The 15,548-nt window shown below is 52.4% G+C and carries 12 protein-coding genes; 6 read left to right on the top strand and 6 right to left on the bottom strand.

Annotation, left to right across the window (positions count from 1 at the left end; genetic code table 11):
- The first annotated feature begins 605 nt into the window (after positions 1 to 605).
- The 3 genes from P0648_RS17550 (at position 606) to P0648_RS17540 (ending at position 2,305) form a co-directional block, all read left to right on the top strand.
- Complete coding sequence (locus tag P0648_RS17550; protein ID WP_276275334.1) at positions 606 to 827, top strand: hypothetical protein; 222 nt, start codon at positions 606 to 608, stop codon at positions 825 to 827.
- A 3-nt stretch (positions 828 to 830) separates the two neighbouring features.
- On the top strand, positions 831 to 1,130 hold the full coding sequence (locus P0648_RS17545; RefSeq protein ID WP_276275333.1) for an HAD family hydrolase: 300 nt from the start codon (positions 831 to 833) through the stop codon (positions 1,128 to 1,130).
- Positions 1,131 to 1,951: 821 nt separating this feature from the next.
- Positions 1,952 to 2,305, top strand: a complete 354-nt coding sequence (locus P0648_RS17540) for a hypothetical protein (RefSeq protein WP_277505932.1) — start codon at positions 1,952 to 1,954, stop codon at positions 2,303 to 2,305.
- Positions 2,306 to 2,338: 33 nt separating this feature from the next.
- Here P0648_RS17540 and P0648_RS17535 read toward each other — a convergent pair whose 3' ends face one another.
- Positions 2,339 to 2,983, bottom strand: a complete 645-nt coding sequence (locus P0648_RS17535; protein WP_276275331.1) for a twin-arginine translocation signal domain-containing protein — start codon at positions 2,981 to 2,983, stop codon at positions 2,339 to 2,341.
- Positions 2,984 to 4,728: 1,745 nt separating this feature from the next.
- Between P0648_RS17535 and P0648_RS17530 the strand changes: the two genes are divergently transcribed.
- Positions 4,729 to 6,102: an MATE family efflux transporter gene (locus tag P0648_RS17530; RefSeq protein WP_276275330.1), complete on the top strand. Its 1,374-nt coding sequence runs from the start codon at positions 4,729 to 4,731 to the stop codon at positions 6,100 to 6,102.
- A gap of 384 nt (positions 6,103 to 6,486) precedes the next feature.
- On the opposite strand, the gene P0648_RS17525 is transcribed toward P0648_RS17530, so the two are convergent.
- From P0648_RS17525 to P0648_RS17505, 5 genes are all read right to left on the bottom strand, one after another.
- On the bottom strand, positions 6,487 to 7,620 hold the full coding sequence (locus tag P0648_RS17525) for an ABC transporter ATP-binding protein (protein WP_276275329.1): 1,134 nt from the start codon (positions 7,618 to 7,620) through the stop codon (positions 6,487 to 6,489).
- Complete coding sequence (locus P0648_RS17520) at positions 7,613 to 8,653, bottom strand: ABC transporter ATP-binding protein (RefSeq protein ID WP_276275328.1); 1,041 nt, start codon at positions 8,651 to 8,653, stop codon at positions 7,613 to 7,615. The genes P0648_RS17525 and P0648_RS17520 overlap by 8 nt, the downstream gene beginning before the upstream one ends.
- Positions 8,643 to 9,641, bottom strand: coding sequence for an ABC transporter permease (locus P0648_RS17515; protein WP_276275327.1), 999 nt, complete (start codon positions 9,639 to 9,641; stop codon positions 8,643 to 8,645). Before P0648_RS17515 ends, P0648_RS17520 begins: the two co-directional genes overlap by 11 nt.
- Before the next feature lies 1 nt (position 9,642).
- Positions 9,643 to 10,605 (bottom strand): ABC transporter permease, encoded by a 963-nt coding sequence (locus P0648_RS17510; protein WP_276275390.1) that lies wholly within the window; start codon positions 10,603 to 10,605, stop codon positions 9,643 to 9,645.
- Between the two features lie 111 nt (positions 10,606 to 10,716).
- Entirely contained in the window at positions 10,717 to 12,444 is a 1,728-nt protein-coding gene (locus P0648_RS17505) for an ABC transporter substrate-binding protein (protein ID WP_276275326.1), read from the bottom strand.
- Positions 12,445 to 12,833: 389 nt separating this feature from the next.
- Here P0648_RS17505 and P0648_RS17500 point away from each other — a divergent pair, with 389 nt between their 5' ends.
- Positions 12,834 to 13,631 carry a creatininase family protein gene (locus P0648_RS17500; RefSeq protein WP_276275325.1) on the top strand — a complete coding sequence of 266 codons (798 nt, stop codon included), beginning with the start codon at positions 12,834 to 12,836 and terminating at the stop codon, positions 13,629 to 13,631.
- A 305-nt stretch (positions 13,632 to 13,936) separates the two neighbouring features.
- Positions 13,937 to 14,698: an IclR family transcriptional regulator gene (locus tag P0648_RS17495; RefSeq protein WP_276275324.1), complete on the top strand. Its 762-nt coding sequence runs from the start codon at positions 13,937 to 13,939 to the stop codon at positions 14,696 to 14,698.
- Positions 14,699 to 15,548: the final 850 nt, after the last annotated feature.

The raw sequence follows: 15,548 nt of genomic DNA, 5'->3' as shown, positions 1-15,548 counted from the left end.
CTTAGTAATGTATAGTTTGGTAAATTCGCGAAAATACTATTGGGGCGTGCACTGACACAGCAACGAGTTTCAAAGTGAACGGGGCGGACACTGAGTCGTTTTGGCCAGCTTGTTCGCTAACTCAAGTTTGGGATACCAGCTTGTGTTGTGTGTTCGGGAGGGGCCAGCTTACCCTTCTTCTCCTTTCGCACCGGGAGGGCTAGTAAAATCAATGAATCACTGATTCAGTGAATAACAGAAATAATGAGATTATGATAGTCCGTTGGTCTTGTGACGAAACAGCCCTTCTATTGGGTAATCAGATATCAGTGTAATTGTAAGCGCCGATAGGACGATAATATCTTTTTAGCTTTGAACAACGTGCGATTTTGAAAGAACGGCACTGCTGAATCGACAAACTGCGGTTGATTTACGGGGGTTCGATCATTCATAGTTAAGCGTACTACCAGGACTGGGAGTTATAGAATGACCAAATGAGTGACGTACGGCCGTAAACCGACGCAGCCCGGTTCGAAGCTGCGTGTGCTGCAATCGGCATCGAACCGTTTTGTCAACCCGAAACCCTTGAACTCGCAGCCCAAGTCGTTCAAGAAGAGGCAGCAGAGTTGGATATCGAAAGCTACGAACGCCGCGTGTTTGCAACGACGGCCGCGGCCACCGGTACCGACGTCCCCGCCAGTGAACTCGTTCAAGCGTACAACGACGTCCTGGAGAATCAGGCAGTGTTCCTTCGCCCCGGTGTCGACACGGCCATCGAATCGTCAGTAGTCCTCGCCACAGCTATCGTAACGAACGGTTCGGAAAACACGCACACGACTAAACTCTAGGCGGTGGGCCTGACAAAGCACTTCGACATGGTCATCTTTGGGACCGATGTACCGCAGGTGAAACCGGCGAATGATCCGTTCGAACTGGCGTTAGACCGACTGCGAGTGGAGCCCAAGCGGGTTCTGAAAGTCGGTGATTCCCTGTCTAAGGACGTCAAAGGCGCGAACAAGCTCGGTCTTGATTCCGCCTGGGTCCCCTTCGACGACATTCGCCGAGGTGTGAACGATCCGGAACCGACCTACACACTGTCGTCCCTAGCAAATCTTCCTGAGATACTTTCGTCGTCATCGACTCACGACTGAAGCAGTGAGTTTGTCCGTGGGCTCGCGGTCTGTCTCCAATGTGGAGGAGATAGTGTATCGCCATTCCCGTTCTGCATCTCAGACGTGAGGGCGTGCTGACCTCCTCGAGACATTCCAGTACGATGTAGTTCAGCGTTTCGGGCGAACGTGCACGGATGTAGGAGAAATCCATAGTATTGGCGAGCGACGGCAGAAGGACAACGATGTTAGGGGTCGTGTCGGCAATCGTGACGAACGGCTTGATGGCCGACAATCGGACCGAGCAGTCGGCGTCGGTGTGGAGCGTTCATATGTGTCACAATCGGTGCAGCAACTCTTTGAGTGACTGCAACAGCGGTCTTCGATTGTCTAACCACCATTTAATTTAGATGGTCGAGCGTGGCGTAATGGCGTGGTAGGACTTTCGCACCAGCACTCTACTGTTGACCTCCCCTCAAACTCAACACGTATATCACCTAACGCGAAGTCGCGGACACGCATAGGATGGTTGACGTTAGAGGCCATCGGCTAGAACTGGTATGGAGGTAATTGCGGGCGATCCAGCCCACATTGAGCAATAGCCAATCTATGGGTATTACTTGACACGCTACAACGTCGTGGCGGCAAACTTCGACCACGGGCGTTTCCCTGAACGGGAATCGTGTGAAGGCGAAGCAAAACGACGGCAAAGCTATTTTCCGGGGGGTGGCCGCACACGACGGCATCGACCCACCAGTCACGCGAGATGACGCTGTTTTCTTCCTTCTGAGCCGGGGCTGCTCATCGACACAGTATTCGATGCGACGAGACAGCGGATTCAGTCGTCGATGGACGCCGGTATCGTGGTCGATCTAACGAAGCCGACGGGGCCGATGGCGGTGGCTGACCTGCGCCCGGCGACGAACCTCGTGGTGTACTGTGGGATGGAGGATTACGCAGAAGCACTGTCGACGGGAGCGTCACACTGGGCGATTGATGAGGCACGAGCCTACTACGCGTCGATGCAGGAGGTTCCCCTGGTGGGGCGAGCAGCGTTTTTTGAACAGATTCCCGCGAATGACCGAGACCTGTACGAGGTGTTGGTCGGGGGGTGGGTACCACCAGAGGCGATTGTACAGGTGGTGATCCCGCGGGGTACGGAAGTGGATTTGTCGGTGACGGAGTCAATTAAGCGATTCCGAGCGGGGAAGGCATAAATCCGTTTGGGAAAATAAGGTGACAGTGTGTGGTTAGGGCGCGTAGGTTCGGTAGTAGCAGAGGTTTTTGCCGTCGTTTTGGAGGGTTACGTTGTACGGGCGAGAGGACTGCGTCCAGTAGTCGTAGCCGCTTTTGATGCGCCCGTGGGCGAGGTTCTTGTCTGGCCAGTTGTACTGGTTGTATTTGTCGTTGTCTTCGAGGGAGCCACGTTTCCCGATTTCTTCGCCATCTGGGAGGCTGACGGAGTATCTTGAATCGTAGCTGGAGGTACCTTCGATTTCCCACTGCGTGCGGTAGGTGTCGTTGCCGAGGCCGTTGTCATCAAGGCTGAAGGAAGCACAGCCGTCACAGCGGATGTACTCGATGTGGCCGGTGTAATAGAAGTCGTCTTGATAGCCCGTTTGGACCTCGCCTTCGAGGTAGTCGTCGGTAAGGACGTCGTCGTTGGAGTCGGCTCCGCCGCCTTTGGAGATGTCGCCGGTGACTTTGATGGCGTAGTGGGTGGTGATGTCGTCGCCGACGCCGTTGCACATGCTGGTACATTGGAGCCATTCGTCTTGACCGGTAACGGTGATGTGGCGACGGTTGGCGAGGGCGGGTTGGGTGAATGTGGTGAGGGCGGTCAGTCCGGTGAGGCTCGCTGCCCCGGTTTTCAGGAAGTTGCGTCTGGATGTCATCCATCCTGAATGTTCAGATGGAGTGTAAAGTGCTTTCTGTTTCAAGTTAAATTAAATTAATTTTATTTTTCAAGTTTGGATTTATTCGGTGGAATTTTCTCAGCGACTGTATTAATTACTCTGCAATCCAAGACCACACATCTACTGACCGGATCCGTCGGTAATGCGATCATCCTTGTTCCCGGCGGCACCGGAATCTTCCTTGGCTCACCATTCGCGGGCATCAACACGCCAACACCCCAATTGGTCACGCTCATGAAGCGCCGTCAGAATGACTGGCGCACCAACCTCAGAGTCATCATTCGTCATCGATCCCTCCACTGAAAGCTGGTGAAAACAGTCGTTGCACTACGTCAACCATCTGAGTGAACCGTCGTCTAAGAAGGGGTTTGTCCCACAGCGGAATCATTCGTTAAAATTTTATTCCCGAAAATGAATACGCCAAGTAATGAAGAAGGAGATCACCTCTAGTTAGAATTTTTACGGTAGGTATGTGAGGAATGTGCGAATTTGACGACTAGACGTGGTGATAAGAGTGAATCAGCCATATATAATAATAAATACATTAGTTGGTTTATTTTTAATCGGAAAATTCAGTACAGACGATTGATGAGAGTCCGGTTGATGAACGTCGATTATTAACTACAATTGGTATACTAATTGAAAGAATAGACATAATATTGGTGTTTTTCAGCGAAAATAATAATTTTATCAGACAAATGAACTTCGGCGATCGTTGAGATCCGTACTACACTGATATCACTAGAAAAACTTCTAATTTATAGTCAATTTTCAAATATGGTAGTGCTTCGATGACCCTAAGAGTGCAAATTAGTTTTGTCGAGGTAAGGTAATATATCTCGAAAAGAGTCTTTAATACGCCTTTTTGTAAATACTGGAATATGAGTAATACACGGACCAGTAGTAGAGTTCGTTATTTTCTAATTCATTTATATGTATGGCGGATTTACGCACGGATTACTCAATGCAATATGTTTGAGTATTTATTTACAATTTATTCACCGATTAGTTTCTCAAATCCAGTAGAGATGCCCAGGAGATGGTGAAAAACTCTCCACCTTGTCTGGAATATCCACCAAATTCGGAGTAAGGTGAACCATATCAGGCACATCCTCCAGTAGGATGCTATTCATTGTAGTTTAAAAAAAGACCAGTATTTGACCACGGAATTTTTATATCATGCTATGGTTAATCATACCAGTGAATAACATGCGAAACGAACAAACAACCATCATCAGATTAGTCAAATCTGCCGTTGGCAATGAACAATTCGAGAAAGCACTCTATAGAAAAAATAGTGGAACCCTTTCAAATCGAGACCAGGAGTGGGAGCATATTCACCTGATCTCGAATCTACCGATGACTAATCTCAAAGAATGGGAGGGGCTACTTGTATACACAGACGAGTCGGTGTATCGGTGGATTGAGTCTGGATTCGGTAAGAACCCAACACGCGTTCCAAGAAACCCAGGCTTTTCCACTAAATCGACATCTTAGTTCCTTCAGTTCAGGAATTGAGAAGACCCAGTGGTGTGTTCTCGATACTTACCACGTACCGATTGCTGGGAGTTGGTCAAAGAGAGCAAGGGAACGAGAGTGGAGGGGGTGTAGATACCCGCTTTGTTTACTGAATTGATTCCGACGGGAAACTCTGTGGATAGTCCTCAGTCGTAATCACCGCGACCGATACATTCATCCAATCGTTGATTGTTATTGAAGTACGAATGTCCGAGCACCGGGACAGAGTTATCGCTACCTGGCGGGCTGTGACTGTACTGTCCTGGCCAATCGTGGTTCAACAGGTGCTCAACACGCTAATGCGGTCAGTCGACATCGTGGTGACCGGCCTCTTCTCGCCAGCCGCAGTCGCTGCGATCGGGCTGGCCGATCTGTACGCGCAGATTCCATTTCGAATAGGGCGTGCACTTGGGACAGGAGGGATTGCACTTTCGAGTCAAGATACCGGTCGAGGCAACGCGAAAACCCGTGATCAAGCCGTGACCCAAGCGCTCCTTATCGGATTTCTCGTCGGCCTTCCGATCGTCATCATTGGGTTGACGTTGTCGGACGTTCTTATTGCGATTCTCGGCGCCGAGTCAGAAGTCGTGAGAATGGGCGCGCGTTATCTCGCGTTCGTTTTCGTCGCTGCACCGCTCCGAATCGTTGCGTTGGTTGGGGCACGCTCCTTGCAGGGGACTGGTGATACGCGAACGCCGCTCGTGGTGAACGGGCTAGCAAACCTTTTCAACATCATTGCGACGGTCGGATTGGGGCTGGGACTCGTGGGTCTCCCGCGGTTGGGTATCGTCGGCGTCGGGCTGGCGACGGCACTTAGCCGGGGGTTTGAGTGTATAACAATACTTGGAATGATCGTAAGTGACCGAACCGAACTGTCGCTCAGGCGACCACGAGATGCCACAGTTACAAAGCAACTTGTTGCCGTTGGTTTCCCGAATTTCGCGGAGGGAATGAGTACGTCTGTCGCCAATTTTCCGTTCAATGCCTTGTTACTTGTTTTCGGAACTGAAGTTAGTGCAGCGTACCATATCGGGCGGCGAATCTACCAACAGCTGGCAGGCCCGCTGTACCGTTCGTACAGCGTTGCAGCGAGCATCGTTGTCGGACAGAAACTCGGTGCGGGAGATACGGCCGATGCCCGTTTTTCTGGCTTGGCCATCACAGCGCTTAGCGCACTTTCGCTCAGCATCGTTGGTATCGTCATCTGGGTCATGGCAGAACCGCTTTCGAAGATATTCACGTCGGATTTGGTAACCCTCGGGTACGCCATCTCTTTTACGCGTATCTCTGGAATTTCGATGCTCTTTTTCGGGGTTTTCTTCCCGATGGCAGGGGCGCTTCAAGGCGCGAGCGATACGCGGACGCCCTTCTACGCTCGGTTCACCGGAACCGTCTGCTTCATGCTTTGCTTTAGCTATCTCGTCGGTGTTTGGCTCGGGTACGGCCTCTCTGCGGTCTATGTAGGAATCGTCCTCACGTACGTCTGGTGGGCACTCGTCGCGTGTGTCGGTTTTCTGTGGGGTGATTGGGCTGAGCGAGCAGAACAGATGATGGCAGAACGGGCCTCGACAGCGAACTGAACATCCTACATTGACGTCGTCAGGGTTCGGGCAAGTTACCCGTTGACTGCCCCATGGAACGAGACAGCGTAATGATGGGATTCACAAACCGCTACCAACCAGCTACTGGTCGGACGGCAACCAAGATCACAACTTAAAACACTTGGGGAATTAATGCAAGGAGTTCGCTGTCTTTTCAAAAGGGTCGTTTGCCAACGGCGAGACGACCATCATTATCGAACGCGACGCGGCAGATGACGTACCACGTTGCAATCGAAAGCACGATCGTCACAGCAAACGCAAGGATTCCCGATACCATCGTCGAGATTATCGACTGGTATGCCAGGACGAGCAAGAACGTCAGCAGTATCGGGACCAGAGTCTGGAAGGTATCCTGTATTCGGATCATTCGCTCGTCCCCGCGGTGTTGAATCCTGCTTCCTTCTCAGGGGACCTGGTCTCGATGGTCCTGTTTTCGTGAAGGAAGTTCTCGGGAGCGTACCTGTCTCTGGACGCCGACTCAAGCGTGATACCGCCGTCTCTGTCGAACGAACCAACGTGGATGCAGGCGGTTTCGTGACCGACTTTCGCGCCGTCGACCTGTTCCAGGTCAGGATCCATTGATCGACACTCCTCTGTCGCCTCCGGACAGCGAGGATGGAACGAGCATCCCTTCGGTGGGTCGATAGGTGACGGTACCTCACCCGAAAGTGGTTCTCGTTTCTGTGCGAGTTCCGGGTCTGGTTCTGGAATCGCTTTGAGCAATGCGCGAGTGTATGGGTGCTGTGGGTTAGCAAACAGCTGTTCTGTCTCTGCGATCTCGACGATTTCACCGAGGTACATCACCGCGACTCGATCACAGACATGCCTGATGACTGAGAGGTCGTGGGCAATGAACAGGATGGTGAGGTCGTATTCTATCTGCAGGTCTTTGAGCAGATTGAGAATCTGCGCCTGAATCGAGACGTCGAGCGCCGAGACAGGTTCGTCACACACGAGAAACTCCGGTTCGACCGCGAGTGCGCGCGCGATGCCGACGCGTTGGCGTTGTCCACCGGAAAACTCGTGAGGATACCGGTTCGAGTATTCGGGTGAGAGGCCGACTTGTTCCATCAGCTCTTCTACGCGTTCGTCGCGTTCGCCCTTGTACAAGCCGTGAATTTGCATCGGTTGTCGGATGATCTGTCCAACGGTCTTTCGTCGGTTGAGACTCGAGGCAGGATCCTGGAACACCATCTGGATGCGCTTTCGGAACTGTTTGAGTTCCTTCGCCGAGAGCGACGTCATGTCTGTCCCATCGTACGTGACGGTACCAGCGGTGGGTTCATCGAGTTGAAGAATGCTTCGCGCAGTGGTCGATTTGCCAGAGCCAGACTCACCGACGAGCCCGATTGTCTCTCCGTGACTGATCTCGAATGAGACGTCTTGGACTGCTTTGACCGTCTGCGTCGCACCGAACAACCGGTCGATGAAGCTGTCGTTCTGCGTGAAATGCTTCGTGAGTCCGTGGACGCTCATTATCGTGTCTTGGTTAGTCATTGGAGACACCTCCCTCAGTGGATGCCGAATTGTTTGTGTTTTGAGTCATCGTCGCTTGATTGTAGCCGAGGGCGTGGATACAGGCGGCTTCACGCCCAGCCTCAACCTCACGCAGGTCGGGGTCCGTCTGTGAGCACTCCTCTGTCGCGTGGATACACCGGGGATGGAACGAACACCCAGTCGGCAGTGCCGTCAGGTCTGGAATCCGACCCTCGATGGGGGTCAGCCGACTCTCGTTCGACCGCAGGTTCGGAATCGAACGCATCAATCCTCGTGTGTACGGATGGCGTGGAGAGTTAAACAGGTCGTGTACCCCCGCCCGCTCGACGATGCGCCCCGCGTAAACGACGGCAACCCTGTCGCAACTTCCGGCGACGACACCCAAGTCGTGCGTGATGAGAATGACACTCATCCTGTACTTTTCCTGAAGGCGGTCGATGAGGTCGAATATCTGTGCTTCGATGGTGACGTCGAGTGCCGTCGTCGGTTCGTCAGCGATGAGAATCTCTGGGTCACAGGAGATGGCCATCGCGAGGAGCACTCGCTGGCGCATTCCACCAGAGAATTGGTGTGGGTAGTCGTCGACGCGAGTCGCAGGTTCGGGAATCCCAACGTCACTGAGCAGCTCGATTGTCCGCTCACGTGCCGTTGCTTTCGTTGCGTCTGTGTGTTTGCGAATGACCCGAGAGATCTGACTCCCAATCGTGTAGACGGGGTTCAGCGACGTCATCGGGTCTTGGAACATCATGGCGATGTCGTTACCGCGAATCTCACGCATCTCCGCTTTACTCTTCGTTAGCAGGTCCTCTCCTTTGTACCGGACAGTTCCTTCTTTGATGTACCCCGGTTCGTCGATGAGGCGCATGATCGACATCGCGGTGACACTCTTCCCAGAGCCGGATTCGCCGACGATCCCTAGCACCTCCCCCTTGTAGAGGGTAAAGGAGTTGCCGTCAACCGCTTTGACGACACCCTCCTCTGTGCGAAATTGGGTAACCAAATTCTCGACTTCGAGAATTGGTTCACTGGTCATTGGAGGCCTCCTGAGAGTACCGTGGGTCGAGGGCATCGCGCAGTCCGTCACCGAGGAGATTGAATCCGAGGATGATGATCATGAGCGCCAATCCTGGGAAGACTGGGTACCACCACTGGCCACTGTAGACGAAGCTCCGCGCGTTCGACAACATCAGCCCGAGGCTTGCAGTCGGTGGTTGTAACCCAAGTCCGAGGAACGACAGCCCCGCACTTGCCAACACAGCAGTCGCCATGTAGAGCGTCGCTTGAACGACGACGATAGGAATCGTATTGACGAGGATGTCACGAGTGAGGATGTGGGAATTGCTCGCCCCGAGTGACTTTGCTGCGTCCACGTAGTCTTCTTCCATCTCCTTGAGCACCGCACTCCGCATCACCCGAGCGAATCTCGGAATGTAAGCGAACCCGATGACGAAGATGATTTTCGCGAGGTTGGGAACAACGATCCACCCATAGTCGGTCTTGCCAGCGCCGAGGATTCCAATAATCGCGATGGCTAAGATCAGACTCGGGAACGAGAGGATGATGTCCATCGCTCGCATGATCGTCTCGTCTACCCAGGAGTTACCCAAGTAACCAGCAATCGCGCCGAGTGTAATACCAACGGTCATCGCGACCAGATTGACGCCAATTGATATCATCATGAGCGTTCGAAGCCCGAAGATCATCCGCGAAAGGAGATCACGGCCGTGATTATCCGTCCCCAGATACGCGGTAATCTCAGCGTTGGAGTCGTCTTCTGCGAACAACGTAGAGCCCGGTGGGAGCGGATTGTGCTCTCCATCGGGGGCATCGAACTGCGTCGCAGGGTCGTGTGGTGCGAGAACCGGCGCGAATATCGCAGCAAACAGCGTCAGTCCGATAATTACCGCGCCGACAATCGACAATCGATTCTTCCGGAACTCCCGCCAAAACTGTTCGAACTGGCTCCGGTGTTCACTGGTCTTCGGTTCTTGCTCCATCGTGCGTGTCTCTTTTGTAGCCATTTCAGTTCCCTCCATCTTCACGAATTTTCGGATTGAGATATGCGTAGAGAACGTCGACACTCAGGTTAGCGAAGACGAACACGCACGTGATGAACAATACTAGTGCACGAATGACCTCGAAGTCCCGGCGGGCAATCGCTGTGATAAACAGTTTCCCAAGTCCGGGGAGATTGAACACTGTCTCTGTCAGAACCGCACCATTCAGCAATCCACCGATTCCAATTCCGATAACGGTTACAACGGGGATGAGTGCGTTTTTTGTCGCGTCCTTCAGCACAACTTCGACTTCGCCAATTCCCATAGCCCGGGCCGTCCGAACGTAGTCTTGATTGAGCGTTTCGAGCATCTCAGACCGAGTCATACGCTGGATAATCGCTGCCCGAGCAGTTCCGAGCGCGATGACTGGGAGGAGGAGATGCTGAAGGTTTGCAATTGGGTCTTCGAACGGGGATATCCAGCCACCGGTCCCCCAATCGAAGTTGAAGGTGACGCCGAACACCATGATCAAGACGATGCCTAACCAGAAGTTCGGAATCGAGATGCCCGAAAGTGCCCCGATACGAGACAAGTGGTCTGCGGGTTTGTTCTGTCGTACCGCACCGATGATTCCTGCCGGGATTCCGATGAGCACGGCAAGAAATTGGGCGAGGAGTGCGAGTTCGAACGTGAGCAAAAGGCGGCTTTTGATCAACGTCACCACTGGCGTCCCCTGCTGAACTGTCCACGAGGTACCAAGGTCACCTTGAATCGCACTGCTTGCCCACATCCAGTACTGGATGTAAAACGGCTGGTTCAGTCCGAGCTGTTGGCGTACCTGTTGAATGATCTGTTCGTTCTGGAGTGGCCCCAACATGACCGCTGCCGGACCTCCCGGTGCGATGTGGAGCAAGCCGAATACACTTACACTCACACCGAACAGTACCGGTACGATCAGCAACAATCGTTTGAGGATAAATCGTCCGATGCTCATAGGTTCAATGTATGAAACAAAATGTTAGTAGTGATTTCCATGGTTGTGACGTCAATCGCTTGCAGATGATTGATAATGACTCTTTTTGTGGATTTCCCTGGATTATCAGTCCTTTGTCACGGGCCTGAGATCAGACGAGAACGATCCCATCTCGTAGCCGGACGCCGCGTCACTCCACGCAGCCAGCCGACTCGAGTACGCGATATCGATCTGGATCGCATTCTCGACGAGGTACTCCTGCAGCCTGTACACAATCTCTTTTTGTTCTTGTTCGTCAACCGTCCGCTGGGCTTTCTTCACCGTTTGGACGTACCAGTCGTGGCCGTTAGAGAAGTCACCCTCCGCGTCTTCCGGGGCTGGCGGTCCGCTTGGTGCGTATCGGTCTGGCAGATCGGGAGACGCGTGATGCCAATTGTTGTGGTTCCGGTCGTTCGGAACGAACCCAGTACTCAGCCAGTAAGTGACGACTGGGACAGCGTTCGTCCAGTTCTCCAAGGCAGCGTGCCAATCCGTCGTGTTGTACACTTGGTCGAACAGTGCGGACTTCTCGAGTGTGGTGATCTCGACGTCGATGCCAATCTTCGAGAGCTGGTTCTGGATGACGACACCCTGGTCTTTGAGATGAGAGCCCTTCGTGATGAGCATCTCGAAGGTGAACCCGTCGGGGTTGCCCGCCTTCTCAAGTTCTTGGCGGGCCTTGTCTGGGTCGTACATCTCCATCTCCTTCAGTTTTGGCGATGTCCACTCGCTGTCCGGATACCAGAGCCCTTGCTGGGCAACTCCTCTCCCGTAGAAAATCTCGTCTAAGATCTCTTCTGCGTCAATGCCCCACTGGACTGCCCGGCGGTTGTTGACGTTGGACATCGGGTTCCCGTCCGCTTCCATGAGGTTCATGTAGAGCACCTCGGTCGTGTTCCCCGGAACGGTTCCCGTTTTGATGTTCGGGTCGTTTTGCAGCGACTCGAAGTCCTTGTCCGGGATAGATGTCGTCAGATCCGTCGTTCCAGATCGGAGGTTTGCCAACCTCGTCGAATCCTCTGGCATGATCTGGAAGTTGATCTCGTCGACCTTCGGAATGCCGTCCTTCCAGTAATTCTCGTTCTTTTTCAGAAGCACGTTCTCGTTGGTGTTCCACTCGACGAATTTGAATGGGCCAGTGCCGGCTCCACTCGGGTCTGTCGTGAGATTCGTCGCGATGCCAGTCGGCCCCTCTCGCTCACTGGCAGAGCCACGAGAGCCCTTCTGTACGATTCCCTCAAGTCCCCGAGTCAGCCACCAGTTGAGCGTGGCAAACTCTGTCGTCAGATTCAGTCGGAGCGTCCGGTCGTCTACGATTTCTGTTCCTTCCACGTTCGGAATCCGGCGTCGGATCGGAGAGTTGTTGTCTGGGTTCAGAATCCAGTCGACAGAATATTTGAAGTCCTCGACGGTCACGTCGTCTCCATTGTGGAACTGAAGTCCCTCACGGAGCGTGTAGTCAAACGCGAGTCCGTCGTTCGTCGGCTTCGGCACCTCTTCGACGAGACCTGGTGCGAGCTCGGAATCTGGCGTGAGCTCGATTACTTCGTCATAGATCAGACTCCCGATCGCGCTCGAACCCGTGTCAGCCCACAACGCCGGGTCGAAATTCCACGGCTCTGATGCGATTGCAACATTAAGGCGTACGGTTCCACCTGTGGAGCCAGACCCACTGCCAGTGTTGCTTCCTTCAGTACCGTTTCCTCCAGACTCACTATCACCCGTACACCCAGCAAGCGATGCACCCGTTAGGGCACCGGTCATTGCGAGGAACTGTCGTCGATTAATATCGTATTCGATGATGTCTCTAGCCATGTGTATGCGTACCTATTGCCAATCGTTGACATTGCAGTCAAAGGGTTACCATCATTTAAATCTATTCATCATTGCCAATATTTGTTATAGAAGTATGAGGAATATGCAGTACCATGGCTCAGTCGAAGATACATCCGCATTTTTGGAGACAGAAAGAAAACAGATGTCATACGAAAGATATCATACGTTCCTAACGTGCGCCCAGAGACGCACGAAAATTCGCTTTTTCGTCTGGCAAAGAGCGCAGTTGCACAAAGTTATAAATAGCAGATGCACATGGCTATTGGTAGACTTTCGATGTTAGCCATTAACACAGAGTCTTCGACTCGAGTAGAAGCAGTACCGACACTCTCTCCGCATCTGGGGGGACGCAGAATCGAGGTCGCAGTATGACTGTCTCACTTAACTACGACAGCTACGATCTCGGAAGCATGACATGGGAGGACGCGGAAGATGCCATCGAAAATGCTGATTTCATGGTTCTCCCAACAGGTGCAATCGAGCAACATTCGCTCCACCTCCCAGTTTCGGTCGACACCCTCCGGGCGGAAAATCTAACCCGGATACTCGTCGAAGCCGCAGCAGACCGTGAGCTCTCGATGATCCGCCTGCCCACGCTTCCATTTGGATACTCGGAACATCACATGACCCGAGCTGGTACCCTGACCCTGATGCCAGATACGTACCAGAAAGTCATCGAAGAGTTGGGAGCTTCGATTTCACAACACGGGGCAAAGCGATTGCTAATTGTCAACTGTCACGGTGGCAATAACCCACCACTGAAGCTCGCTGGAGACCGACTGCAGCGAGAGCACGATATCGAAGTGTATCTCGTAAACTGGACCTCGTTCGCTCGTGACCAACTGGAGACTCGCTTCGGAGAAGATTGGAGCCATGCAGGTGAACACGAAACGAGCGTCACTGAACTGTTCCACCCAGACCTCGTTCGGACGGAGAAGAAGGAAAAACAAGAGCGGAAGGCCAAGTTCAAAGCAAGACAATACACGTGGTACACCGACATCGCCGTCCAAGGTGGGCGTGGAGACCCTCGAAATTCAGACGCTGAATTCATGGAGGAGGTAGTTGCCGACACCACCGACCGTATCCTAGATGCACTGGAAGGAGACCTTGCACAAACCACGGACGGTGTCAATACACTCGAGCAATCCTCACAGTCACTGAACTAAGTTCCCGAACTACTCCGATATCGTGGTGGGATTTTCTATTGCAGGGTTTTTGTCGAAATTTGCTCTCAGCGGCCAGTGCGAGCGTTATTCACTCTGATTATTGGAGTGGCGGCACAACAAAACCGCGATGCCACGAGACACTTCAGTTGAGAGATTGCACACTGACACCGAACAGAGGTGTCCGAGACTGTTGGACGGATTCTGGACAATCCGGCAGCCTCAAACCTCACCGAACCGCAACCATTGTCAACGAGTTTGCGTCTATCGGAGGAACATATATGTTGGTACAGTTCACACGCTAACTCATGTCTGGTACAAAAACAAAACCACTCAAATCGCTACGATCAGCGTTTGAAGTTATTGACTACCTCAAACGGTCGGGTGGGTCAGGAGTCACAGATGTCGCAAACGAGCTCTCGATTCCAAAGAGTACCGCACACGTGTACCTATCCTCACTAGAAGAGGTTGGGTACGCAGTGAACGATGATGGAACGTACCGAATCGGGATGCGATTCCTCGAAATTGGCGAGAACGCCAGATCGCAAAACCGACTGTACGAACTCGGCTGCGAGGAGGTAGACCGCCTCGCAGAGGAGACTGGTGAATTAGCGAGCATGATGATACCCGAACACGGATACGGAGTCTATCTCTACCGAAAGCGGGGAGATCAAGCGATGCCAGTGAAATCCCACATCGGCAAACACGTCGATCTTCACTGCCGGGCATCGGGTAAAGCCATCCTCTCAGCACTCCCGAGAGCTGAAGTCGAACAAATCGTAGACGAAAGAGGATTGGTTCGCAGAACGGATAAAACGATTACAGACCGAGACGAACTCTGGGCAGAACTTGAGAAAGTGTCGAGACAGGGTTACGCCGTGAATGACGGGGAACTACGCAAGGGCCTCCGCTGTATCGGTGCACCAATTACTCGTGACGGCCAGGTTGTTGGTGCAGTGAGTGTATCAGGACCTGTAGGACGGATTCACGGTAAACGGTTCGAAGAAGAGATTCCGAAACTGGTCAAGAACGCGGCGAATATTGTCGAGATTACAGTCTCATATTCTTGATCAGAGATGCTTCCAACAGTGTTGGACGGAGTACGACATTTTCTAGCATCTCGTTGAAGGACCAGCGCTTCACAACCTCCACACACCTAACATCGATGGGTTCCACAAAGTGGATTTCGGGGGTCTGTGTATCCTCGGGGTTCAAAGAAGTGTTTGCCCGCTCGTTCAAAGAATGTCGTCTTCTTGTAGAGGAGGAAGCTCATGGAAACACAGTAGCGACACAGGTCTGCCACATGTCGCCAATTGTTATCGAGACAGATTACTGCAGATAGTGTTTCTCTCGTACACTTCCTCGATGAATGAACAAGTAAAAACGATTTACTGGAGTAGAAGCCTTCAGACAGTCACCATCGGAGAAATTCAACCTCGCACCACCAACATATCCGTTGTTCTAATACTACCACCATTTTGTCCGTTCCAACATTCATGGACGGTTGAAACGGTGTTCAAATAGGTGGGATTTCTGTGGGAAGGTACCATCCGATATCCAAGTCCACAAACCCAGAAAAAATCCATCCAGCCATAACAAAGTTACTATTGTTATGTATAGAATATCAGTAGAGTCAAATTGCGTTAGGAGAGGTGGAGACAACAATCTTCCTAAGTCGGCTATTTCTTGGTAGGCGGTATTCGCTTTCTGAACGTCATTTTCCCGGCCATTGTAGGCTGAAGAATGGTCAGTCCACACCAGCCGTTTTCTGCGAAAGTGTTGAAGAGATAGCATTCAATGACGTGAGTGTATCTTTACTCCGCCAGTAGTTTTGGGAAAAAGTTGATGCAACCTTCCCTGATTTGCCTGCGGATGAGCGACGTGGAGTCGTTAGAACAACGCCGAAGACGGTTCTATAGT

This window comes from Haladaptatus sp. DYSN1, from assembly GCF_029489995.1.
Classification (GTDB): Archaea; Halobacteriota; Halobacteria; order Halobacteriales; family Halococcaceae; genus QDMS2.
This window is presented reverse-complemented; position numbering and strand designations above follow the sequence as displayed.

What these genes read in the sequence shown, in the direction of transcription:
- P0648_RS17535 (WP_276275331.1), bottom strand. Translation starts at nt 2,983, where the DNA reads ATGACATCCAGACGCAACTTCCTGAAAACCGGGGCAGCGAGCCTCACC.
- P0648_RS17530 (WP_276275330.1), top strand. Translation starts at nt 4,729, where the DNA reads ATGTCCGAGCACCGGGACAGAGTTATCGCTACCTGGCGGGCTGTGACT.
- P0648_RS17525 (WP_276275329.1), bottom strand. Translation starts at nt 7,620, where the DNA reads ATGACTAACCAAGACACGATAATGAGCGTCCACGGACTCACGAAGCAT.
- P0648_RS17520 (WP_276275328.1), bottom strand. Translation starts at nt 8,653, where the DNA reads ATGACCAGTGAACCAATTCTCGAAGTCGAGAATTTGGTTACCCAATTT.
- P0648_RS17515 (WP_276275327.1), bottom strand. Translation starts at nt 9,641, where the DNA reads ATGGCTACAAAAGAGACACGCACGATGGAGCAAGAACCGAAGACCAGT.
- P0648_RS17505 (WP_276275326.1), bottom strand. Translation starts at nt 12,444, where the DNA reads ATGGCTAGAGACATCATCGAATACGATATTAATCGACGACAGTTCCTC.
- P0648_RS17500 (WP_276275325.1), top strand. Translation starts at nt 12,834, where the DNA reads ATGACTGTCTCACTTAACTACGACAGCTACGATCTCGGAAGCATGACA.
- P0648_RS17495 (WP_276275324.1), top strand. Translation starts at nt 13,937, where the DNA reads ATGTCTGGTACAAAAACAAAACCACTCAAATCGCTACGATCAGCGTTT.